General features: G+C 66.4%; 17 protein-coding genes. 3 read left to right on the top strand and 14 right to left on the bottom strand.

The features are described 5' to 3' along the window. Positions 1 to 46 precede the first annotated feature (46 nt). Positions 47 to 1,243, bottom strand: a complete 1,197-nt coding sequence (locus FYJ92_RS06015) for a glycine C-acetyltransferase (protein WP_185263038.1) — start codon at positions 1,241 to 1,243, stop codon at positions 47 to 49. 8 nt (positions 1,244 to 1,251) lie between these two features. Next, positions 1,252 to 2,298 carry an L-threonine 3-dehydrogenase gene (gene tdh, locus FYJ92_RS06010; protein ID WP_185263037.1) on the bottom strand — a complete coding sequence of 349 codons (1,047 nt, stop codon included), beginning with the start codon at positions 2,296 to 2,298 and terminating at the stop codon, positions 1,252 to 1,254. Between the two features lie 135 nt (positions 2,299 to 2,433). On the opposite strand from tdh, the gene FYJ92_RS06005 reads away from it, so the two are divergent. Then, positions 2,434 to 3,369, top strand: a complete 936-nt coding sequence (locus FYJ92_RS06005; RefSeq protein ID WP_185263036.1) for a LysR family transcriptional regulator — start codon at positions 2,434 to 2,436, stop codon at positions 3,367 to 3,369. 37 nt (positions 3,370 to 3,406) lie between these two features. Here FYJ92_RS06005 and FYJ92_RS06000 read toward each other — a convergent pair whose 3' ends face one another. The 5 genes from FYJ92_RS06000 to FYJ92_RS05980 form a co-directional block, all read right to left on the bottom strand. Beyond that, on the bottom strand, positions 3,407 to 4,033 hold the full coding sequence (locus FYJ92_RS06000) for a hypothetical protein (protein WP_185263035.1): 627 nt from the start codon (positions 4,031 to 4,033) through the stop codon (positions 3,407 to 3,409). Between the two features lie 217 nt (positions 4,034 to 4,250). Further along, on the bottom strand, positions 4,251 to 5,759 hold the full coding sequence (gene gatB, locus FYJ92_RS05995) for an Asp-tRNA(Asn)/Glu-tRNA(Gln) amidotransferase subunit GatB (protein WP_185263034.1): 1,509 nt from the start codon (positions 5,757 to 5,759) through the stop codon (positions 4,251 to 4,253). Continuing rightward, the gene (gene gatA, locus FYJ92_RS05990; RefSeq protein WP_185263033.1) at positions 5,759 to 7,318 is read right to left on the bottom strand and encodes an Asp-tRNA(Asn)/Glu-tRNA(Gln) amidotransferase subunit GatA; all 1,560 of its coding nucleotides are present in this window, start codon (positions 7,316 to 7,318) and stop codon (positions 5,759 to 5,761) included. Before gatA ends, gatB begins: the two co-directional genes overlap by 1 nt. A 2-nt stretch (positions 7,319 to 7,320) precedes the next feature. Next, entirely contained in the window at positions 7,321 to 7,617 is a 297-nt protein-coding gene (gatC, locus tag FYJ92_RS05985; RefSeq protein ID WP_141940678.1) for an Asp-tRNA(Asn)/Glu-tRNA(Gln) amidotransferase subunit GatC, read from the bottom strand. Positions 7,618 to 7,762: 145 nt separating this feature from the next. Beyond that, the gene (locus FYJ92_RS05980; protein WP_185263032.1) at positions 7,763 to 9,235 is read right to left on the bottom strand and encodes a CitMHS family transporter; all 1,473 of its coding nucleotides are present in this window, start codon (positions 9,233 to 9,235) and stop codon (positions 7,763 to 7,765) included. 225 nt (positions 9,236 to 9,460) lie between these two features. On the opposite strand from FYJ92_RS05980, the gene FYJ92_RS05975 reads away from it, so the two are divergent. Together FYJ92_RS05975 and FYJ92_RS05970 are read left to right on the top strand one after the other, a co-directional pair. Continuing rightward, positions 9,461 to 11,194 (top strand): ATP-binding protein, encoded by a 1,734-nt coding sequence (locus tag FYJ92_RS05975; RefSeq protein WP_255482327.1) that lies wholly within the window; start codon positions 9,461 to 9,463, stop codon positions 11,192 to 11,194. Continuing rightward, the gene (locus FYJ92_RS05970) at positions 11,187 to 11,849 is read left to right on the top strand and encodes a response regulator (protein WP_185263691.1); all 663 of its coding nucleotides are present in this window, start codon (positions 11,187 to 11,189) and stop codon (positions 11,847 to 11,849) included. Before FYJ92_RS05975 ends, FYJ92_RS05970 begins: the two co-directional genes overlap by 8 nt. 39 nt (positions 11,850 to 11,888) lie before the next feature. Here the strand turns inward: FYJ92_RS05970 and FYJ92_RS05965 are convergent, their stop codons facing one another. From FYJ92_RS05965 to FYJ92_RS05935, 7 genes are all read right to left on the bottom strand, one after another. Next, positions 11,889 to 12,272 (bottom strand): RidA family protein, encoded by a 384-nt coding sequence (locus tag FYJ92_RS05965; RefSeq protein WP_185263031.1) that lies wholly within the window; start codon positions 12,270 to 12,272, stop codon positions 11,889 to 11,891. A gap of 38 nt (positions 12,273 to 12,310) precedes the next feature. Further along, complete coding sequence (locus FYJ92_RS05960) at positions 12,311 to 12,823, bottom strand: GNAT family N-acetyltransferase (protein ID WP_185263030.1); 513 nt, start codon at positions 12,821 to 12,823, stop codon at positions 12,311 to 12,313. Positions 12,824 to 12,849: 26 nt separating this feature from the next. Beyond that, complete coding sequence (locus FYJ92_RS05955; RefSeq protein ID WP_185263029.1) at positions 12,850 to 13,668, bottom strand: inositol monophosphatase family protein; 819 nt, start codon at positions 13,666 to 13,668, stop codon at positions 12,850 to 12,852. After that, positions 13,665 to 15,935 carry an NAD-dependent DNA ligase LigA gene (ligA, locus tag FYJ92_RS05950; protein WP_185263028.1) on the bottom strand — a complete coding sequence of 757 codons (2,271 nt, stop codon included), beginning with the start codon at positions 15,933 to 15,935 and terminating at the stop codon, positions 13,665 to 13,667. Before ligA ends, FYJ92_RS05955 begins: the two co-directional genes overlap by 4 nt. A 105-nt stretch (positions 15,936 to 16,040) precedes the next feature. Beyond that, on the bottom strand, positions 16,041 to 16,607 hold the full coding sequence (locus FYJ92_RS05945) for a hypothetical protein (protein WP_185263027.1): 567 nt from the start codon (positions 16,605 to 16,607) through the stop codon (positions 16,041 to 16,043). Between the two features lie 122 nt (positions 16,608 to 16,729). After that, positions 16,730 to 21,175: an FtsK/SpoIIIE domain-containing protein gene (locus FYJ92_RS05940; RefSeq protein WP_185263026.1), complete on the bottom strand. Its 4,446-nt coding sequence runs from the start codon at positions 21,173 to 21,175 to the stop codon at positions 16,730 to 16,732. Beyond that, complete coding sequence (locus FYJ92_RS05935; RefSeq protein ID WP_104061062.1) at positions 21,172 to 21,876, bottom strand: hypothetical protein; 705 nt, start codon at positions 21,874 to 21,876, stop codon at positions 21,172 to 21,174. Before FYJ92_RS05935 ends, FYJ92_RS05940 begins: the two co-directional genes overlap by 4 nt. Positions 21,877 to 21,921 lie beyond the last annotated feature (45 nt).

The raw sequence follows: 21,921 nt of genomic DNA, 5'->3' as shown, positions 1-21,921 counted from the left end.
CCGGGCACGCGCCGGGTTTAGCCCTGCTGGGCTAAACCCGGCCGGGTCAGCCTGCTACCGCCGCACGGCTGGCGACGAACGCACCCACGCAGGCTTCGACGTCGTCCGCTGAGTGCGACGCTGAAAGCTGCACACGGATCCGGGCCGCGCCGCGCGGAACAACCGGGAAGCTGAACGCCGTGACGAAAACGCCGTGCTGGAGCATCTGGTCCGCCACCTTGGCGGCCAGCACGGCATCCCCGAACATCACGGGAACAATCGCGTGTTCGCCGTCCAGGAGTTCGAAGCCCTCCTCGGTCATCCGGCGGCGGAACAGCAGGGCATTCTCGAACAGCCGGGTCCGCAGGTCACCGGAGTTCTCCACCAGGTCAAGGGCCTTAATAGTCGCCGCGACGATCGCGGGGGCCAGGGAGTTGGAGAACAGGTACGGGCGCGCTTTCTGGCGGAGCATGGCCACCACTTCACTGCGGCCGGACACGTAGCCGCCGGACGCGCCGCCCAGGGCCTTGCCGAACGTTCCGGTGTAGATGTCCACGCGCTGGGACACGCCGGCGTGCTCGGGGGTTCCGGCGCCGGTGGCACCCATAAAACCGACGGCGTGGGAATCGTCCACCATCACCAGGGCGTCGTGCTTCTCGGCGAGGTCGCAGATGGCTTCCAGCGGTGCCAGGTAGCCGTCCATGGAGAACACCCCATCGGTGACGATGATCTTGCGGCGTGCATTCTTCGCTTCAACGAGCTTGGACTCGAGGTCCGCCATGTCCTGGTTGGCGTAGCGGAACCGCTGGGCCTTGCAGAGCCGGATGCCGTCGATGATGGAGGCGTGGTTGAGGGCGTCGGAGATGATGGCGTCCTCGGGGCCGAAGAGGGATTCGAAGACGCCGCCGTTGGCATCGAAGCAGCTGGAGAACAGGATGGTGTCCTCGGTGCCGAGGAACCTGGAGACCCTGGCTTCCAGTTCCAGGTGCAGGTCCTGGGTACCGCAGATGAAGCGGACGCTGGCCATGCCGAAGCCCCGTGAGTCCATGGCCTCTTTGGCAGCGGTGATGATGTCCGGGTGGTCCGCGAGGCCCAGGTAGTTGTTGGCGCAGAAGTTCAGGACGGTGGCGCCCGGCTGGCCGATCTGTCCGGCCGTGACGTGGCTGGACTGCGGGGAGTTGATGCTGCGTTCGGTTTTGAAAAGCCCGGCGGTGCGGATGTGGTCCAGTTCAGCCTGCAGCTGGTCCTTGATGGCGGTGTACATGGTGCTCCTTAGAGTTCGGTCCAGTCGAGGACAACTTTTCCGCCGACGCCGGCGCGGGCGGTCTCGAAGCCCTTTTCCCACTCTGCGGCGGGAAGCTTGTCCGTCACCACCGCTGAGATGCCGGCGTGCAGCACGGGGTTGGAAGAAAGCATGGCGCTCATGGCATACCAGGTCTCATACATTTCCCGGCCGTAGATGCCCTTCAGGGTCAGCATGTGCGTGACTACTTTGCCCCAGTCGATGGTGATGTCCTGGCTGGGCAGGCCGAGCATGGCAATGCGGCCGCCGTGGTTCATGTTGTTGATCATCTCAGGCAGGGCGGTGGGGTGGCCGGACATTTCCATCCCGATGTCGAAGCCCTCCCGCATGCCGAGTTCACGCTGGGCATCCTTGACGCGCGTGGTGGAGACGTCGATGGCCAGGTCCACGCCGAGCTGGCGTGCCAGATCGAGCCGGGGCTTGGAGACATCGGTGATGGCGATCTTGCGTGCGCCGGCGTGGCGGGCCACCGCGATGGCCATCAGGCCAATTGGACCGGCCCCGGTGATCAGCACGTCCTCGCCCACCAACGGGAAACTGAGGGCGGTGTGTACGGCATTGCCGAACGGATCGAAAATGGCGCCCAGTTCCGGCGTGATGGAGGGATCATGGTGGACCCAGACGTTGGTCTCGGGGATAACCACGAACTCGGCGAAGGCGCCATCCCGCTGCACGCCGACACTAAGGGTGTGGATGCACATCTGGCGGCGCCCCGCGCGGCAGTTTCGGCAGATCCCGCAGACCACGTGGCCTTCGCCGGAAACCCGATCTCCTACCTTGACGTCGCGGACGCCGTCGCCGATTTCCACGACTTCACCGTAGAACTCATGGCCGGCGATGAGTGGCGCCTCGATCATGCTTTGTGCCCAGGCATCCCAGGACTGGATGTGCAGGTCCGTGCCGCAGATCCCGGTGGTCATGACCCGGATCTTGACGTCGCTGGGGCCGGCCTCGGGCTCGGGGCGGTCAACCAGCTCGAACCCGGCGTGTGCACCGGACTTGTAGAGTGCCTTCATTGGCTTCCTGACTGTTGGCAGCGACCCGCGGCCTGCGGGTGTGGTCTCCCTTTATTAGAGCCATTTCGAAGCATTAGCACAAGCATAATTCTCTCAATCGACGATGAAGCATTCGCTTATGCATAGACTGGACGGATGGAAATTCATCAGCTGGAAATCCTCCGCGAACTGGGCGCTCTGGGCAGCGTGAAGGCGGTGGCGGAGACGCTGATGGTCACGCCGTCCGCCGTGTCCCAGCAACTGGCCCTGCTGCAGCGCAACATTGACGTTCCGCTGACCCGGAAAGAGGGCCGCAACCTGGTGCTGACGGAGGCCGGCCAGGTTCTCGCCGACGCAGGTGCCGCCGTCGTCAGTGCCATGGCGGACGCCCGGACCGCGATCGGCGCCTATCACGGCTCGCCCGTTGGGCCCGTGACCATCAGCGGTTTCCACAGTGCGGGCCAGGCGCTGTTCGCGCCGCTTGCACGCATGCTGGACGCGCCCGGCCAGCCGCGGGTCCAGCTTTCCGACGCGGACGTCGCGCAGCAGGATTTCCCGGCACTGACGGCGCGGTACGACCTGGTACTGGCGCACCGGATGGACCACAGCCCGCGCTGGCCCCAGGAGCGTGTGGCGGTGATCCCACTGGCACATGAACCGCTGGATGTCGCCTTGCCGGCCGGGCATCCACTGGCGGACCGGGACACCGTCACCGCGGCCGACGTCGTGGGCGAACCGTGGGTGACCAGCCACACCGGATACTCCCCCGCGGACGTCCTCTCCGCCGTTGCGGCCGTCTCCAGCAGGGAACTGAACATCGTCCACCGGATTAACGACTACTCCACCGTGGCCGCCCTGGTCGCGGCGGGCGGTGTGCTGGGCCTGCTGCCGCGACATACGGCGCAGCCCGTGCTCAACCCGGGCATTGTGCTGCGCCCGCTCGAGGGCATCAGCACCCGGCGGCGGATCGACATCCTGGCCCGCCCGGAGAACCTGAAGCGCCGCTCCGTGATGATTGTGTGCGAGGCGCTGCAGGCGATCATGACGGGACTGGTGGAACAGGGCGGCCAGGCCCACCAGGGTGGCAGTTAACGTCCTCACTCCGCGTTTTGACGACGTTGACTGCCAACTACCTGGGGGCAAGCCGCTTGGCGTGGCCGAGTCCCTTGCCCAGCCCGTTGCCGTGTCCCTTGCCTAAGCCTTTCCCAAGGCCGTTGCCCGGGCCGGTGCCGGCGCCCTCCACGATCTGACGCGCCGTGGCGTTGTCGCCACTCTTTACGCCGGAGACCCTGACGGCCCCGCCCGTGGCGATTTCCGCGATGGTGACCTCTGACCGCTTCAGCCGCTTGCCGTCGTCGCCCGTTGCCGGCGAACCGTCCGCGGCCGGGGCAGGGAACTTGATGATTCTGGTCTCCGCGTTGACGGCGTAGGTCTGGGTGAAGCCGTCCTCACTCTTGACGGTGACCGAGGTTTCGCTGACGGCCTCCACGGTGCCCTGCTGGGTCAGCACGGTTTCGAAGGTCCCGTCCGCCTTCTTCACCACACTTTCACTGTGCAGGTGCTGCAGGCGCTGGGCCTTGGCCGGCTTCTCCTGGCCCGGCGCCTTGTCCGCCTTCCCCGGCGCGGAGGCGGACGGTGACGGGGACGGCGAGTCTGTGGCGGACCAGGCGATGGCGACACCGGTGCCGGTCAGCGCCAGCGCTACTACGCCGGCCAGCAGGACCTTGCGGAATCTCAACGGTTCTTGGACCGACATGGCCATTCCTCCCACAGCACCGGCAGGGCTCCGGTGCCCTGGATCTTCAGTCTAGAACCGGTAAGCCACACTGAACACGCGTACTTTGTGGGCGGGAAGCGAGTACTTAAAGCCCAACTGGGTCGCAGTAGACGTCGTCATGAGTACTCACACAACAGTATTAGCTGCGACCCAGTTGGGTTAAATCAGGCGGCTAAGCCTGCGACCCGGCCCTCGGCTAGCCTTCAACGCCGAGCTTGGCCAGGATCAGCTCCTTGACACGGCCGGCGTCGGCCTGCCCGCGGGTGGCCTTCATTACGCCGCCAACGATCGCGCCGATCGCCTGGAGTTTGCCGGCCCGGATCTTGTCGGCGACGTCGGGCTGCGCGGCGAGTGCGGCGTCGATGGCTTCGAGCAGGGGTCCGTCGTCGGAAACAACGGCGAGGCCGCGCTTCACAACAATCTCCGCCGGGGTGCCTTCGCCGGCGAGCACGCCGTCCAGGACCTCGGTGGCCATCTTGTTGTTGATCCTGCCGTCCTCGACCATCCGGTTCAGCTCCACGATGGTGGCGGGCTGCACGCCCAGCTGGCCGGGATCGACGTCGGCGTTCTTGGCACGGCCAACGATCTCGCCCATCCACCACTTCCGGGCCACGGAGGCAGCGGCTCCTGCGGCGATGGTTTCTTCGATCTCATCCATCACGCCGGCGTTGACGACGTCGCGGAATTCCAGGTCCGAGTAGCCCCAGTCGGCCTGCAGGCGCTTGCGGCGGGCCGCCGGCGGCTCGGGCAGGGTGGCGCGGAGCTCCTCGACCCATTCGCGGGACGCAACGATCGGAACCAGGTCAGGCTCCGGGAAGTAGCGGTAGTCATCGGCGTCCGACTTGGGACGGCCCGAGGTGGTGGTGCGGGTGTCCTCGTGCCAGTGGCGCGTTTCCTGGATGACCGGGTTGCCGGCGTCCAGGACAGCTGCGTGCCGCTGGATCTCGTAGCGGACCGCGTGTTCGACGGCGCGCAGCGAGTTAACGTTCTTCGTTTCAGAGCGGATGCCGAAGCGTTCGCGGCCGTGCGGGCGCAGCGAAACGTTCGCGTCGCAGCGCACGTTGCCGCGTTCCATCTTCGCGTCCGAGACGCCCAGGTTCTTGACGATCTCCCGGACGGCCGCCACGTAGGCCTTGGCCAGCTCCGGGGCACGGGAACCGGCGCCCTCGATGGGCTTGGTGACAATCTCCACCAGCGGAACGCCGGATCGGTTGTAGTCCACCAGCGAGAAGTCTGCACCCTGGATACGGCCGGCGGACCCGCCCATGTGGGTCAGCTTGCCGGCGTCCTCTTCCATGTGGGCGCGCTCGATCTCGACGCGGAAGATGGTCCCGTCCGAGAGTTCGATGTCCAGGTAGCCGTCGTACGCGATCGGGTCCTCGTACTGTGACGTCTGGAAGTTTTTGGGAGTGTCCGGGTAGAAGTACTGCTTCCGGGCGAACGTGCAGGATTCGGCGATTTTGCAGTTCAAGGCAAGGCCGATCTTGATCGAGGACTCGATCGCGATCCTGTTGACCACCGGCAGCACGCCGGGCATGCCCAGGTCCACCTCGTTGACGTTGGTGTTCGGCTCGTCGCCGAAGACGTTCGGCGCCGAGGAGAACATCTTGGTCCTGGTATTGAGTTCCACGTGGACCTCGAACCCCAGGACGGGATCATACTTCTCCATGGCCTCTTCAAAGCTCAGGGTTGCGTCAGTGCTCATTATTTTGCCTCCTTGGCTTCAACAAGGGTCTCAACCAACGCCGGTGCACGGTCCAGGAGCGGTCCGCCCCACTGTGCCTCGAGCAGGGATTCCAGGACAGCACCCACGCGGTAGAGCCGGGCATCCTCGCGGGCCGGAGCCAGCAGCTGGATGCCGACCGGAAGGCCGTCCTCGTCAGCCAGGCCACCGGGCAGTGTCAGCCCGGGAACGCCTGCCAGGTTGGCGGGGATGGTGGCGACGTCGTTGAGGTACATTGCCAGCGGGTCATTCAGTTTCTCGCCGAGCTTGAACGCCGTAGTGGGCGCCGTGGGCGAGATCAGGACGTCGGCCTGCGCGAACGCGGCCTCGAAGTCACGCTGGACCAGGGTGCGCACCTTCTGGGCAGAACCGTAGTAGGCGTCGTAGTAGCCGGCGCTCAGGGCGTAAGTGCCAAGGATGATGCGGCGTTTGACCTCGTCGCCGAATCCTGCGGCGCGGGTGGCACCCATAACGCGTTCGATCGTCATGGGTCCGTCCTCGGGCAGGACGCGCAGGCCGTACCGGACGCCGTCGAACTTTGCCAGGTTGGAGGAGGCCTCCGACGGCATGATCAGGTAGTAGGCACCGAGGGCGTACTGGAAGTTAGGGCAGGACACCTCAACGATTTCCGCACCGGCCTGCTTCAGCAGCTCCAGGGATTCGTTGAAGCGATTCTCGACGCCGGCCTGGTAGCCCTCGCCGTGGAGTTCCTTGATGATGCCGATCCGCATGCCTTCGACATTGCCCACGCGGGCTGCGGCGACGAGGTCTGCCAGGGGGTCCGGCAGGGACGTGGAGTCAAAGGGATCATGACCGCCGATGACCTGGTGCAGCAGTGCCGAGTCCAGGACGGTGCGGGAAACCGGGCCGATCTGGTCCAGCGAGGAAGCCATGGCGATGGCACCGTAGCGGGAGACACCGCCGTAGGTGGGCTTGACTCCCACGGTGCCTGTGACGGCGCCGGGCTGGCGAATGGACCCGCCGGTGTCCGTGCCGAGGGCCAGCGGGGCTTCGAAAGCGGCAACGGCCGCGGCCGAACCGCCGCCGGACCCGCCGGGGATCCGGTCCAGGTCCCACGGGTTGCGGGTGGGGCCGTACGCGGAGTGCTCGGTGGAGGAACCCATGGCGAATTCGTCCAGGTTGGTTTTGCCCAGGATGGGCATTTTGGCGGCACGGAGGCGCTTGACTACCGTGGCGTCGTAGGGGCTGTGCCAGCCCTCGAGGATCTTGGAGCCCGCCGTGGTGGGCTGGCCGATGGTGACAATGAGGTCCTTGACCGCGATCGGCACGCCGGCGAGTTCGTGGAGTTCCCCGGCCGCGGCACCTCCTGCGGCACGGATGGCGTCCACCTCTGCGGCGACGGCGAGCGCTTCCTCGGTGTTGACGTGCAGGAAAGCGTTCACCCCGCGTTCGCCGCCGTCCACGGCAGCAATGCGGTCCAGGTACGCCTGGGTGACCTCGACGGAGGTGACCTCGCGGGCGGCCAGCTTGGCGGCCAACTGCGCGGCGGAGAGGCGGATGAGTTCGTTGGTGTCAGTCATGGTTATGCCTCATCCAGGATTGCCGGGACCTTGAAACGGTTCTCATCGGAATCCGGAGCTCCCGAGAGTGCCTGCTCCGCGGTGAAGGTGTGGCCCACAACGTCCTCGCGGAACACGTTGGTCAGCGGGATCGGGTGGGAAGTTGCCGGGACGTCGTCACCGGCGGCTTCACTCACGGACTTCACTGAATCAACGATGACGGCGAGTTCGCCGGCCATCCTGTCCAGCTCTTCAGCACTCATCTCGATGTGAGCGAGCCGCGCGAGGTGCGCCACGTCGTCACGGTTGATCGCAGCCATGGATCTCCCCTGCAGGTTCGGATTGTTTTCCGAACCAGTCTAGTGGGGAAACGTCAGTGCCCGTCTGACGACCCCCAGCGGGCGTCAGACGGGCACATCGGTGCCGTGGTCCCGGCCACAAGGGCCAGCCACAGGCAGCTACAGACTAACCGATCCCGATGGCTCCCGTCAGCATCCCCACGCCCAGCATGACGAGGGAAACCACTGCGGTGCGCCACAGGACCTTTTTGTGGTGGTCTCCGAGGTCCACCTTGGCCAGCGAGACCAGCAGGAGAATGGCCGGAACCAGCGGGCTCTGCAGGTGGAACGGCTGCCCGGTGATGGAGGCACGCGCCATGTCCGCAGCGCTGATTCCGTAGTGCGCGGCGGTCTCACTGAGTACGGGCAGAACGCCGAAGTAGAAGGCGTCGTTGCTCATGAAGAACGTCATGGGGATGCTGAGGACGCCGGTGATGACGGCCATGAACGGGCCCATGCTCGTGGGGATGATCTGGACAAGCCACGCGGACATGGCCTCGACCATGCCGGTGCCCTTCAGGACGCCGGTGAGGACGGCCGCGGCCATGACCATGCTGACCACGGCCACGATGGACGGTGCGTGGGCGATCAGCTGCTCGCCCTGTTCCTTGACCTTGGGGAAGTTCACCAGCAGTGCAATGGCGGAGCCCACCATGAAGACAAACGGCAGCGGCACGATGTTGGCCACGAGCACCAACATGACCGCGACAGTCAGTCCAAGGTTGAACCAGAAGAGCCTGGGACGCAGCGTCTTGCGGTTCGGGTCCAGGGCGGTGTCCGCCATGGCGGAATCCCGTTCATCCACCAGCGTTCCGGTGCGGTCCAGGACAGACACTGAACCGACGACGGCGGGGGCTACTCCGGCGGGGCCGCCTCCCTTGCGTCCGCGGCTGCTTCCCGAACCGCCGTCGGAAGCGCCGCCGTCGAACTTTTCCGCGGTGAACGGCTCTGCTGTGTCCGGCGTTCCCCAGATTTCCGGTGCAATGGCGCGGAGTCGGTTGCGTTCCTGCAGGCCCAGCAGCCAGGCGAAGCCGAAGACCACAACGAGGCCGGCGATAAGGGACGGGATCATGGGGACAAAAACGTCGTTGACGTCCAGGTGCAGCGCGGTGGCAGCGCGGGCGGTGGGGCCGCCCCACGGCAGGATGTTCATGGTGCCGTTGGCCAGGCCGGCCACGCAGGTGAGGACTACGGGGCTCATCTTGAGGCGAAGGTAGACCGGGAGCATGGCGGCGGTGGTGAGGATGAAGGTGGTGGAGCCGTCGCCGTCCAGGGAGACCGCGGCCGCGAGGATCGCGGTGCCGAGCACTACCTTGGCGGGGTCATTGCCGAGCTTGCGGAGGATGAACTTCACGAGCGGGTCGAACAGTCCGACGTCGATCATCAGGCCGAAGTAGATGATGGCGAACATCAGGAGCGCCGCCGTGGACGTCATGGACTTCATGGACTCCAGGACCATGTCCCCGATACCCAGTCCGGCACCTGCGAACAGGCCAAAAACGGTGGGGACGATGATCAGCGCCAGTACTGGCGTCAGCTTCTTCGTCATGATCAGCACCATGAATACCGCGATCATTGCGAATCCAAGTAATACCAGCACGGCCGGCTCCTTCATGTGAACAACGCCACCGCAGTGTGACGCGTGCTACAGACATTAGGGTGGTGGACGTCACGGCCGTGCCTTTGGCCCAATTGATTGGCATACTGCTTATTCGGAGCATTTTGCGCATTGTGCTCACACCCTAGGATGGCAGAAGCACTTTGATTTCCAGCGCCCGGGCTGCCCCTGCACATACCGGCGCGCACGACGGCGGAAGGAGCCCGGATGCCACGGCTCGCCATGCGCTTCTCCACCCAGACGCTGCTCCTGCAGCTGGGCGTTGTGCTGCTCGTGGTGCTGCTCAGCGGCGCCGTCCACGCCTGGCTGGTGTCCGGGCGGATCGGCAACGAGGCCGAGAACCAGGCTTTGACCCTCGCCCGGACTGTGGCCTCGGATCCGGGCATACGCTCCGCCGTCGAGGCCATCAGCAAGGAAGAGGGCACGCCGCCGGCTCCCGTGCTGGCCGCCGGGCCCGTGCAGGCCGCCGCAGAGGCCGCCCGCCTCCGCACCGGCGCCTTCTTTGTGGCGATCACCGACGAAACCGGCCTTCGCCTGGCCCATCCGGACCCTGCCCTCCTCGGCGAGCACGTGAGCACTGACCCCTCGGTGGCGCTTGCCGGACGGGAAGAGACCACGCGGAACACCGGGACCCTCGGCCCGTCAGCAGGTGCCAAGGTGCCCATCTATGCACCAGAGTCCTCCACAACCGTGGTGGGAATTGTCAGCGTTGGCTACTCAATGGAATCGCTGGGCCAAAGCCTGGCCCGCGACATCGTCCCGATCGTCCTCACCGCAGGCGGAGCGCTGCTCACGGGAGTGCTGGCTTCGTTCCTGCTGCGGCGGCGGCTCCAGCGGCTGACCCTGGGGCTGGAGCCCGAGGAAATCAGCACGCTGGTTCACGACCAGGTGGCCGTTCTGCAGGGCGTGGACGACGGCGTCATCGGCGTTTCGTCCAACGGCAGGATCAGCGTGTTCAACGCAGCCGCGCAGCGCCTTCTCGAGCAGCCGGACCTTTCCGGGACGCCGTGGGCCGACGCTCCGGTGCCCGGGCAGCTCAAGGCGCTGACCCGGCCGGACGCGGCGGAGGCGGACGCCATTGCGCTGGTGGCCGGCGGCAGTGTCCTGGTGGCCAGCGCGCGCAAGGCCCTGCATCGAAGCGAGGACCTGGGCTGGGTGGTGATGCTCCGGGACCGCACCGAACTCCAGCAGCTCACCCGGCAGCTCGACGCCGTGGGCACCATGTCCACGGCCCTGCGCGCGCAGCGCCACGAGTTCGCCAACCAGCTGCATACCATCGCCGGCCTGATGAGCATCGGGCAGCACCAGCAGGTCCACGATTACCTGGCCGGGCTGGTCGCGAAGGGGCCGCTGAAGTTTCCGGTGGACCAGGCGGAACTGTTGCAGGACCCGTACTTGCAGGCCTTTGTGGGTGCCAAGGGGGTGGAGGCTGATGAGCGCGGTGTTACGCTGCGGATCGGGCCCGAAACCCTGGTCCGCGGCCAGGTCACCGAGCCGCAGGACGTGACCACGGTGCTGGGCAACCTGATAGACAACGCCGTAAACGCCGCCGTCGCCGGTTCCTCCCCGGAGCGCTGGGTGGAGCTGGAGGTGCTGGACGAACCGCACGACGACGGCGGGACGCTGCACATCGTCGTCGCCGATTCGGGTGACGGGCTCGCGGCCGGGACGGATCCGGAAGTGGTCTTTGCAGAAGGATTTACGACCGCAGCCGGCCCTGTATTGGTGGCTTCGGCGGCTGCCGCCGGGACCAGCGGCGGGCAGGGGCTGGGCCTGGCCCTCGCCCGGAAGCTGGCGCGGCGCCGCGGCGGGGACGTCCGCTTGCTTGAGCCGGGGACAACGGGCGGACCCGGGGCCGTGTTTATGGCTTCCCTGCCACGCACAACGGCCGGGACACCTTCGGGGACCACGGATTTGGCTGGAGAGGACAATGATGCCTGAGGATTTCAGGGTGCTGATTGTGGATGACGATTTCCACGTGGCCAAGCTGCATGCCGCGTATGTGGATTCGGTGGCGGGTTTCCTTGCGCTGGCGCCGGTGGGGTCGGCGTCCCTGGCCCAGCAGGCGATCCACAGTCTCCGCCCGGACCTGGTGCTGCTGGATGTCTACCTGCCGGACGCCTCAGGGCTCGACCTGCTGCAGCAGCTCGACGTGGACACCATGATCCTCAGTGCCGCGTCGGACACCGAGTCGCTGCGGAAAGCGTTCCGCCGCGGCGCCCTTGGCTACCTGTTGAAGCCCTTTACTGCCGAGTCGCTGTCGCAGCAGCTGCGTTCGTATGCCCGGTACCGCAGGCTGCTGGGCCAGCCCGGGTCTCTGGACCAGGGCTCCGTGGAGCGGGCCAAGCGGGCACTGATCCCCGGGGACGTGGCGCCATCGGCCAAGCCCCGCTCGGTCACCGAGGCCGCGGTGCTGGAATCGCTGGTGGCCGGCGAGCAGTATTCGGCGGTGGAAGTGGCCACCCGCGTAGGGGTTTCCCGGGCCACGGCACAAAGGTACCTGTCCTCGCTGGCCGACGACGGCGCCGTCGACATCCAACTGCGCTACGGGACCACCGGACGCCCGGAGCACCGCTACAGCCTCCCGGCCCAGTAGCGGCGCCCCCTTGAGCGCGAACGGACTGCGGGAGGCTTCCTAGTTGGCGCTCTTCTGCGCCACGAGCTCGATCTCGACGAGCATCTTCGGGTCAAGGAACGGCAGGACGTGCACCAGGGCAAGGGTGGGGCGGATCTCGCCGAAGACCTCTCCATGGGCGCGGCCGGCTTCTTCCCACTTGCTGATGTCCGTCAGGTACAGCTTGGACTGGACCACGTCGTCGATGCTGAAACCGGCATCGGCCAGGACCACGCCGAGCTTCTGCAGGATGTACTGGGTCTGCGTGTAGAAGTCCTCGCCCACAATGCCGTCCTCGCCGCTGGCGGCCGTGGCGGAGATGTACAGCGTGTTGTCCACCTGGACGGCGCGGGAGTAGCCGAGGGTCTGCTCCCAGACGGAGCCGGTGCCGAATGTTTTGCGCATGGTGGGCCTTTCAGTGCCGAAAATGAGTCGGCACCACTTTAGGTTGACTGGACGTCAAGCCGGTAAACCAGCAGCTTTATGTCGGTGCCCGGAATCAGCCAGTCACGCTCGGGGACACGTTTGAAGCCTGTCTTCCGGTAGAGGCCATGGGCACTCTCCCAGGTCCCGCCGGTGGTGAGGGCCACGCCGGTGATCCCCTCCAGCGATTTGGCATGCTCAATGATGGCTTCCACCATGGCCTTGCCTGCGCCGCTGCGCTGGACCGCGGGATCCACCACCAGCATCCGGAACTCCAGCTCATCCGGCAGGGCGATGTCGGCGAACGGTTCACCTGCCAGCGCGAGAGTCACGGATCCCAGGACCTGCCGGTCACGCTCGGCAACCCAGATGGTGGCCTTCGCCGCACGGGCGGCAACGTCCTGGATCTGCTGCATATAGGGATGGTCCGCGCTGTCGAAATACCCTGCTGCCAGGTACGAGTCCACGGTGATCCTGGCGATGGCCTGAAAGTCTGCCTCAACGGCCGGTCGGATGGTTATTTGCGATTGCACCTGACAATGCTAGTGGCGCAACGGCGTCACAGCGGAAACTTCCCGGACAAGGCCAAGGTCCCGGCGCAGGTCCAGGCGGCAAGCCTGTCCTCGTCGGCTGGTCCGCCGTCCAGCGGACTGGCCAGCCGGGGACGCCGGACCCAGCAGCCGGCTTCCTCGGCAATCAGCGCACCGGCGGAGAAGTCATGTTCGTTGAGCCCGCGTTCTCCGTAGGCGTCGTGGGTCCCGTCAGCCACCATGCAGAGGTCCAGCGCCGCGGAGCCCAGCCGCCGGACGTCTGCGAATCCGTCCATCAGGCTACCCAGCAGTGCAGCCTGTTCGGAGCGTACGGCGGGGTCGTAACTGAAGCCGGTGGCGAGGATCTGCCCGGCACGGTCCGGCACCGGGCCCTGGAGCCGGGTCACCCGGCCGCCCTCTTCCAGCCACGCACCCTGGCCGCGGGCAGCGTAGTAGACACGGCCCAGCGCCGGGGCGTTGACGACGCCGGCCAGCCAGACGCCGTCGGAATCCGCCACTGCCACGGAGGTGGCGTAGTAGACGATGTTCCGGATGAAGTTGGTGGTACCGTCCAGCGGGTCGATGGACCAGCGATAGCCGGTGGGGGCAGCGGGGCGGGTGGTCCCATGTTCCTCGCCCGTGATGGTGTCCTGCGGGCGGGCGGCCGTGATGGCATCCCGAACCGCATTCTCAGCGGCGACATCAAAGGCCGTAACCCAGTCCCCGGCGTCGCCTTTGTTGCTGACATCCAGCGTTTCGCCATTGCGGGAAGCCAGCACGGCGGCGCCGGCGGCGGCTGCTTGCCGGGCCACCGCAAGCAATTCGGTGGTGCGGTCCTGCTGGTTCATTCGGCTGCCTCTTCTGATTCTGTGGATGTCGGTGTGGGCGTGGCTCCCCCGGCAGGCGCCGGACCGTTCGCAAGGAGTTCCCGGAAGCCGTCCTCGTCCAGCACGGGAATTCCGAGCTGTTCGGCTTTATCCAGTTTGGTGCCTGCGCTTTCGCCGGCCACCACATAACTGGTGTTTTTCGAGACCGAGCCCGCGGCTTTGCCTCCGCGGATGAGGATCGCTTCCTTCGCCTCGTCCCGGCTGAAGTTCGGCAGGGAGCCGGTAACCACAAGGGTCAACCCTTCCAGGGTCCGCGGCATGGATTGGTCGCGCTCGTCCTCCATGCGGACCCCGGCCGCGGCCCAGCGGTCAACGATTTCCACGTGCCAGTCCTCGGCGAACCACTCCTTCAGTGCGGCCGCAATGGTTGGGCCAACGCCGTCCACGTGGGCCAGGTCTTCCTCGGAGGCCTTCCGGATACCGTCCATGGTGCCAAACGCCGTGGCCAGGGCCCTCGAGGCGCGCGGACCAACGTGCCGGATGGACAGGGCAACCAGCACCCGCCACAGTGGCTGGGCCTTTGCCTTCTCCAGCTCCGCTAAGAGCTTCGCGGTGGTCGCCGTGGGCTTGGACGGCGTCTTGGCGGTTGCCTTTGTCCAGAAGTACGGGACCAGCTCGAAGACGCCGGTGCCCACGCCCTTGGAACGTTTCTCGCGCAGGATCCGCACGTGCTCCAGATCCGCCGCGGTCAGGAAGAAGAGCTCCGATTCGCTTACCAGCGGGCCGGGCCTGGGCTCCGCCGGATCGGTAAGTGCCACGGCAGCTTCCCCGCCGAGGGCCTCGATGTCGAAGGCCCCGCGGCCGGCCAGGTGCGCGACCCTCTCCGTCAGCTGGATAGGGCAGGACCTGGAATTGGGACAGCGGATGTCGATGTCGCCCTCCTTGGAGGGGGCGAGCTCCGTGCCGCAGGACGGGCATTCGGCGGGCATCACGAACTCGTGCAGTTCGTCCTCACGGCCTATGCGCAGCGCCATCACGGGGCCGACGATCTCCGGGATGACGTCTCCGGCCTTGCGCAGCACCACGACGTCGCCGATCAGCACGCCCTTGGCTTTGACCACGTCCTGGTTGTGCAGCGTGGCACGGGCCACGGTGGAACCGGCCACCTTCACCGGCTCCAGCACCCCGAACGGGGTCACCCGGCCGGTACGGCCCACCTGGACCTGGATGTCCAGCAGTTTGGTGTGGACTTCTTCCGGCGGGTACTTGTAGGCGACGGCCCAGCGGGGAACGCGTGAGGTGTAGCCGAGGGCACGCTGCGTGGCGAAGTCGTCGATCTTGACCACGATGCCGTCGATTTCGTGCATCAGGGTATGCCGTTGCTCGCCATAGCGCTTGATGAAGGCAAGGATCTCCGGCAGGCCGCAGAGAACCTCGAAGTACGGGCTGACGGGAAGGCCCCACTGTTCCAGCACGGCGTAGGTCTGGGACTGGCTCAGGGTTTCGAGCCCTTCGCGCGCACCAATGCCGTGGACAAACATCCGCAACGGACGCTTGGCGGTTTCCGCAGGATCCTTCTGCCTGATCGAACCGGCGGCAGCATTCCTGGGGTTGGCCAGTGGCGCCTTGCCGGCTTCGATCAGTGCCTCATTGAATTCCGCAAAGGCCTTCGAGGGGATAAAGACCTCACCCCGGATTTCCACCTCTGCGGGAAATCCGGTGCCCGTCAGTTCCGTCGGGATTTCCTTGATCGTCAGGACGTTGTGGGTGATGTCTTCACCAGTGGTTCCGTCACCCCTGGTGGCGGCACGGACCAGTTTCCCGTCGCGGTACAACAGGTTGACCGCGAGGCCGTCAATCTTCAGTTCCGTGAGCCACGCCAGCTGGGCGGTGTCCCCCAGCTTGCTGACGCCGGCCTCGGCCTTGGTGATCCACGCTTCCAGCTCCGCCAGGGAAAAGACGTCCTCGAGGCTGTACATCCGCTGCAGGTGTTCGACGGCGGCGAACGCGGCTGAGACTTCCCCGCCAACCTCCTGCGTGGGCGAATCATTGGCTACCAGCTCCGGATGCAGTGCCTCGATCTCCTCCAGGTGCCGGAACAGTTCGTCGAATTCAGCGTCCGAGACCAGAGGTTCGTCCTCCTGGTAGTACGCAAACCGGTACTCCCTGACCAGGTCCGTCAGGTTTTCGTATTCTTCGCGCACTGACCCGGCGGGGACGGCGTTCGGCTCGGTAAGTTCCTCAGTACTGTTTGCTGTTTTCTCTGCGGGGACCGGTGCTGTGCTCACAGACCTATCTTGCCCTACAGCCCCGACAATGCGCCCAAACGCCCATGCGCCGCGGTGTGCGTGCCTGACCGTTCGCCACGGAAGTGGGTGGCGTGCGGGACCTGGTCAGTGCGAGGCGAGGCGGTTCCTGCTCCACAAAGCGAAGGCCAGGCCTGAGACTCCCACCAGCAGCACGCCCGCCATAATGGCCAGCAATCCGGGGCCGCCGAAGAGGCCGGAGCCCTCGTTCCGGGAAACAGCGGCGGCCTGCGTGGGCTTAACCGATTTGGTGATGGGCTTGTTCCAGTTCGATTCCGTGGACGGGCCTGCGGACGACGACGGCGGGCTGGCGATGGTGGTGCTGGGCGCGGCCGACGTCGATTCCTCAGCCGGCGAAACGCTCGGTTCCGGGGCGAGGGTGGGAACCGGTTCCGGGGCGGGCACCACGGGCGCGGGCGGCGGTGCCGGGGGCTCGATCACTGGGGCCGGCGGCGAGGGCGTCTCCGTTGGTTTGCCCGGACTGGGCGGCGTCGGGTCGTCGGCCGGGCCACACAGCACCAAACAGGGCATTTTGCCATTTTCACCGTTGTCGGCCTGCGCCGGGGCCGCCGCAGAAAGGCCAACCAGAAGCGCCAGCACCGCAGCGGCCGCAGCAGCGGACACGTCGCGGAGCACGGATGAAGATCGGATCATGGTCACCTTTTCGACAGCGCGCGGCACCCCCTTGCCGCAGCGAACAGTGTTTCCGGTAGTCTCCTACAACGCCCACGGGCCCGCAAATCCAATGGATTTACGGACCCGTGTAAGGCAACGGCTCAGCCCCTGTTTTCCGGCGGCAGGGCGATCTGCAGTTTCCGCGCCTTGCCGCGTCCCACGATGTAGCCGCGGCCAGGTATGAATTCCGGGCTGACGCGCCCCAGCGACGTGTTGAGCAGGCTGTCCCCTTCGATGTCGCCCGGGTTGATGAGCAGGCCCCGGCGTCCGGATTTGAAAGGCTGGGCCAGGGACCAGGCCGAGGACCAGGTTGACGTTTCCGATTCCCCGATGACCCACTGATCGGCTTTGATGGACGCCGACACGAGCTGCGACACGCCTGATTCCGCCACGGTATCCGTGAACTCGGTCAGGCCCTCGATGAAGATCGCCAGCTTCCCGGGGTTCCCGGAAGAGTGCTCTGTGAGGTCCTCGATGATCTCGGCCAGGTCATCGGCACCCACCACCGAACGGTTCCAGAGCGGCAGCGACGCCACCGCGGACCGGCGCGAGCCGATGTACACCAGCTCTGTGTCCGGATTGGAGCGGCGCAGCGCGTACGCCAGGGTCACCAGCGCCACCGTCCTGCCGGCGCCTGGCGGTCCGGCCAGCAGCAGCGGTCCCTGGGCCATGATCCCGGCCGGCTGCAGGGTTTCGTCGTCGACACCGATGACGGGCAGGTCCGGGCTGCCGGCAGGCAGCACATCCAAGTCCACCAGTTCGGGAAGCCGCTGGATTTTGGGTGCCGATTCCAGCCCCTGGCGCAGCATCGCCTGGCTGAGCTTGTGGAGTTCGCGGGCCTGAAGCGCCAGGTTGGAGTTACCTCCCAGGACGGCCAGCTGGACCTCGTAGCCGCCCAGCATGCCGCGCCCGGGCGGTGAGGAGCTGGTGAGGACGTCCTTGGCGACGTCCATGGACATGTAGTCGTCCTCGGACGTCAGCCGCAGCACCAGCCGGCGCTGGATGGAGGCCAGCAACGTCGCCGGTACAGCGTTGGGCCGGTCACCGGTGACGACCAGGTGGATCCCCAGGGGACGGCCGTCGGTGGCCAGCTGCAGGAAGATATCCCAGAGCGCGGACAGGCGGCTGAATTCGTACGTCTCGCGGAACGCCGAGATGCCGTCCAGCAGCACGAAGATCCGCTTCTCGTCCGGGCGGTTGGCCAGGGTCCGGTATTCCACGATGGTGGAGGCCCTGACCTCGGCGAACCGGGCGGACCTCTCGTCGGCGATGTCCCGGAGCAGGCGAAGCAGCCGGCCCACGCGTTCGACGTCGTCACCGTTGATGATCTCGCCGACGTGCGGCAACTCTTCGAGCATCTTCAGTCCGGAGGAACCGCAATCTATCCCGTAGATGTGCACGGGCCCGCCCCGGGGCGTGACGGCGGCGGCAATCGCAATGCCGCGCAGGGCAGCGGACTTTCCGGAGCCGCCCGTGCCGTAGACGGCCATGTTGCCGTCCTGGTCCGGCTCGTAGAACACAGTGGGCTGTTCCTGGCGGGCAGGATCATCGGCCACGCCCAGCAGCAGCCGTTCGTCCGTCCGGGGGTTCGGGAGCTTGGAGAAGTCGTACGTCTTGGCCAGCTCGTCCAGCCACGGTTTGCGCGGCGGCCTGATGGCCAGCGATTCCGCTGCCCGGACGATGTTGGTGGTCATCCTGGCGATGTCGTTGGGGCCGGCCGGGGCTTCCTTGACGGGTTTTTCCGGCGCAGGAGCCTCCCAGCTGGGCCCTGACCCGAAGGCCATTTCCACGATGTCGATCTGCGGACGCTGGGGCTTCTCCGTGGTCCAGCCGCCGGCATAGCCGGTCTGGAACCCCTGGATGCGGCCGGGCCCGGTCTTGGCGGCGCCGCGGCCCGGGATGGACGGGTCGAAGTATGCCGCATCAGGCACGCCGAGGATGTCGGTGGCGTCATCCTCATCCGCCATGCGCAGGGCCACCCGGAGGTTGGTGTTGGCGCGCAGGCTGTCCTTGATGACACCGGCGGGACGCTGCGTGGCCAGGATCAGGTGCAGGCCCAGGGACCGGCCACGGGCAGCAACATCCACTACGCCGTCCACAAATTCGGGGACCTCGGTGGCCAGCGCCGCAAATTCGTCCACAGCGATAATGAGGTAGGGCGGTGCTTCCGGGTCGGCTTCGCGCTGGAGCCCGAGCAGGTCCTTGGCCTTCTTGCGGTTCAGCAGGTGCTCGCGATAGTGCAGCTCGGCACGGAGGGAGGTCAGGGCACGGCGGACCAGGTGCTGGGACAGGTCGGTGACCAGGCCCACGGTGTGGGGCAGGCTGAGGCAATCGGCGAACGCCGCCCCGCCCTTGTAGTCCACAAACAGGAAGCTCACGCGGTCCGGGCTGTACGCGGCGGCCATGCCCATGACCCAGGACTGCAGGAACTCTGATTTGCCGGCGCCGGTGGTGCCGCCGACCAGCGCGTGCGGGCCCTCGTTCTTCAGGTCCAGGTAGAGCGGCTCTATCCCCTTGGAACCCACCAGCGCCCGGAGGGTCCCGTTGTCCTTCCGGTTGGGAACCGCGGAGGCATGGACTGAATTGTTCTCGACCCAGCGCTCCGCCACGGCCTGCGGGTTGTCCAGGAAGTCCTTGCCGATCAGGGTGGCGTAGGACACCGCACGCGGCAGGTCGGAGTCGTCGCTGACAGGCTTGCCAACGTCCACCACGGGCGCCAGCATCCGGGCCAGCTGCGCGGCCACTTCGGCGTCGAGGCTTTCGCAGCTCACGGGGTACGTGTGCCGTCCCAGCCGCACCTGCCCGGTGGTGGTGCCGTTTTCGCCGTCCACCACCATAAAGTCCCGGCAGGCGGCAGGGAGCGCCTGGATGTCGGTGGCCACCCACATGACGTGGACGCCGGAATCCGGCCCTCGCTCGGCGAGGCGGGTCAGCCTGCCCCGGTCCACCGGAGCGTCGTCCTCGACGATGACCAGGACCGCCGGCAGCACCGGCGCCGGGATTTCGTCCTTGGCCGGGTCCACAGATCCGCGGTGTTCGGGGGTGGAGCGCTTGGCCATGGCTTCGCGTGCGTCGAGCAGGTCCTCGAGCCTGGCCACGAGGGAGGAGCCGCTGGCTGAACCGGCAGCGAGGTGGTCGCCGTTGAGGGGGCTGTGGCCGGAGCCCACGTGGGGCAGCCACTGCAGCCAGTCCCAGCGCTGCCGGGACTGCGCCGACGTAATGGCTGTCACCACGGCCTCCGCGGGCGAATGCAGCCCCACAAACTGCAGGACCATGCCGCGGGCAACGTCGTCCACCAGGCCCCGGGCCCCGGCCACGCCGAAGGACCCGGCGGTGCGCAGCTGGGAGACCACGGGGACACCCTCGATGTCCCTGAACTGCTTCAGGCAGTCCTGGATCTCGCGCATGAACTCAGCTTCGGTGTCGTTGCTGTTGGGTTCCTCGAACAGGATGCGCGATGTACCGGTGCCGAGCCCGAACCGCAGGCCCAGGAAACCGGGGTGCTCGGGGCGGTGGGTCCACAGCAGCGGACCGAGTTTGTAGATGGAATCCACGGTGTCACTGACGGAAGGCGCTTCCTGCAGGCGGACTGCGCGTTCGACGTGCTGCAGTTCGGTGATGTCCTGGCGGAACGCAGCCATGGACTCCCGGAACTGTTTGAGCTGTTCCTTCTGTTGGCGCCTGGTCTGCATCTTGTGGTCAACATAATGACCCACAATGAACAGCGGCATCATCATCATGAACACCACCGACAGGATGTTTCGCGTGACCGCGAACATGATGCCGCCCATGAGCAGCGGCGCCATCAGCATGATGTACGGGAACGGCTGGTGGTCCGGACGTTTGGGTCCGGCCGGCGGCACGCGCTTGGGCGCCTCAAAGCGGGGAACCACCCGCGGGGAGCGGTTGAAATCGACAAGGGGCGACGTCGGTGCTGCCGCCTGGTTGCGGCCCAGCGGCACCACCGTGACGGTGGTCTCCCCCAGCGTCACCGTATCGGATGAGTTCAGGGTGGCCCGAGTGACCGGCAGGCCGTCCATCAGGAGGCCGTTGGCGGAGTTCGTGTCCACGATCTCCACGCTCTCGCCCACGGTGATGCGCGCGTGGCGTTTGGAGGTCAGCGGGTCCGTGAGCCGGATGTCCACGTCCCGGTCCCGGCCGATGTAGCTGGTGCCGGAAGGCAGCGAAAACTCCTGGCCGACGTCGGGCCCGGAGAGGATCCGCAAGGTGGCTGCGGCGGGTCCGCGGTGGGCGCCGGGGGCGTTGAAAAGTTCGCTGACCTCGGTCAGGGACACCACGGAGCCCGGGCGCAGGCCCGATTCCAGGAGGTTGTCCGCGCGGGTCAGGACGCTGCCGCGCATGCCGCCGCCCACAAATGCCTCGTCGATGCGAAGCGAAAGGTTCTCCGGTGCCGGCGATCCCTTGCGGTCGGGGTCCGCGACCCAAAGCTGGGTGGCGATATCCGCCACCGTGGCCAGGCCGTCGACGGTCACGGCCAGGTCCTTGGTTTCCGCCGGGTCCCGGCGGAGTGTCAGCCGGATCCTCATCCTTCGTCCACGCCCCTCATCTTTTCCAGTAAGTACAAATCGTCGGGCGTGACCAGGTGGGACGTGACGGCGTGCTCGACGAGCCTCGCGCGCCGGTTGGTGGCCAGTTTCCCGCCGCCGCCGCGCAGGCCCACCACGCCCACGCGGTCAAGTTTGTCGCAGACATTATCCAGCTTCCGGTTGAACCGGGTGAGTGCCCAGCCCAGGGTCTTTGCCGCTGCAGCCGAGGACGGGATGGCGCTGAACCCGGTCCCTTCCCGCCGGAGCATGGGTTCGGCGAGAGCCACAATGAGGGCCCGCTGGGAGTCAGTGAAGACCACGGGGCCGATTGTGGTGTCGCCGTTGCTGTCGTCCTCCCGTGATTCCTGGCGGAACGACGGCGTCTTGAGGTGGACGGCGAACTCATATGTGGTGGGACCGGCGGTGAAAATGACGTTTGTGTGGCTGAACACCAGCGGGATCCGCGCACCCGGCGACAGCCAGGCCTGCATCCCGCCGGAACCGTCGGCAACCGTGGCGGAAAGCATCCCGCCCACATTGCTCAGCCACCAGATCCCGTCGTAGCGGGCCACCTGCAGGAACTGGCGGTGAAGGTACGGGTTGTCGTCCACTTCAAGATCGCCTTCCCGGCCGATGTTGAAGATTTCCTCATCGGACGGTTCGTACCATTCACCACAGAAATCTATTGCTAGATCCCCCATTTTCCGTGCCTCCTCGTTGGGCAGTGCCCGCGTTCACTACCGCTT

The sequence above is a fragment of the Pseudarthrobacter sp. NBSH8 genome (genome assembly GCF_014217545.1).
Classification (GTDB): domain Bacteria; phylum Actinomycetota; class Actinomycetes; order Actinomycetales; family Micrococcaceae; genus Arthrobacter.
This window is presented reverse-complemented; position numbering and strand designations above follow the sequence as displayed.

Coding starts and splice junctions, on each gene's coding strand:
- FYJ92_RS06015 (WP_185263038.1), bottom strand. CDS start 1,243: ATGTACACCGCCATCAAGGACCAGCTGCAGGCTGAACTGGACCACATC.
- tdh (WP_185263037.1), bottom strand. CDS start 2,298: ATGAAGGCACTCTACAAGTCCGGTGCACACGCCGGGTTCGAGCTGGTT.
- FYJ92_RS06005 (WP_185263036.1), top strand. CDS start 2,434: ATGGAAATTCATCAGCTGGAAATCCTCCGCGAACTGGGCGCTCTGGGC.
- FYJ92_RS06000 (WP_185263035.1), bottom strand. CDS start 4,033: ATGTCGGTCCAAGAACCGTTGAGATTCCGCAAGGTCCTGCTGGCCGGC.
- gatB (WP_185263034.1), bottom strand. CDS start 5,759: ATGAGCACTGACGCAACCCTGAGCTTTGAAGAGGCCATGGAGAAGTAT.
- gatA (WP_185263033.1), bottom strand. CDS start 7,318: ATGACTGACACCAACGAACTCATCCGCCTCTCCGCCGCGCAGTTGGCC.
- gatC (WP_141940678.1), bottom strand. CDS start 7,617: ATGGCTGCGATCAACCGTGACGACGTGGCGCACCTCGCGCGGCTCGCT.
- FYJ92_RS05975 (WP_255482327.1), top strand. CDS start 9,461: ATGCCACGGCTCGCCATGCGCTTCTCCACCCAGACGCTGCTCCTGCAG.
- FYJ92_RS05970 (WP_185263691.1), top strand. CDS start 11,187: ATGCCTGAGGATTTCAGGGTGCTGATTGTGGATGACGATTTCCACGTG.
- FYJ92_RS05965 (WP_185263031.1), bottom strand. CDS start 12,272: ATGCGCAAAACATTCGGCACCGGCTCCGTCTGGGAGCAGACCCTCGGC.
- FYJ92_RS05955 (WP_185263029.1), bottom strand. CDS start 13,668: ATGAACCAGCAGGACCGCACCACCGAATTGCTTGCGGTGGCCCGGCAA.
- FYJ92_RS05945 (WP_185263027.1), bottom strand. CDS start 16,607: ATGATCCGATCTTCATCCGTGCTCCGCGACGTGTCCGCTGCTGCGGCC.
- FYJ92_RS05940 (WP_185263026.1), bottom strand. CDS start 21,175: ATGAGGATCCGGCTGACACTCCGCCGGGACCCGGCGGAAACCAAGGAC.
- FYJ92_RS05935 (WP_104061062.1), bottom strand. CDS start 21,876: ATGGGGGATCTAGCAATAGATTTCTGTGGTGAATGGTACGAACCGTCC.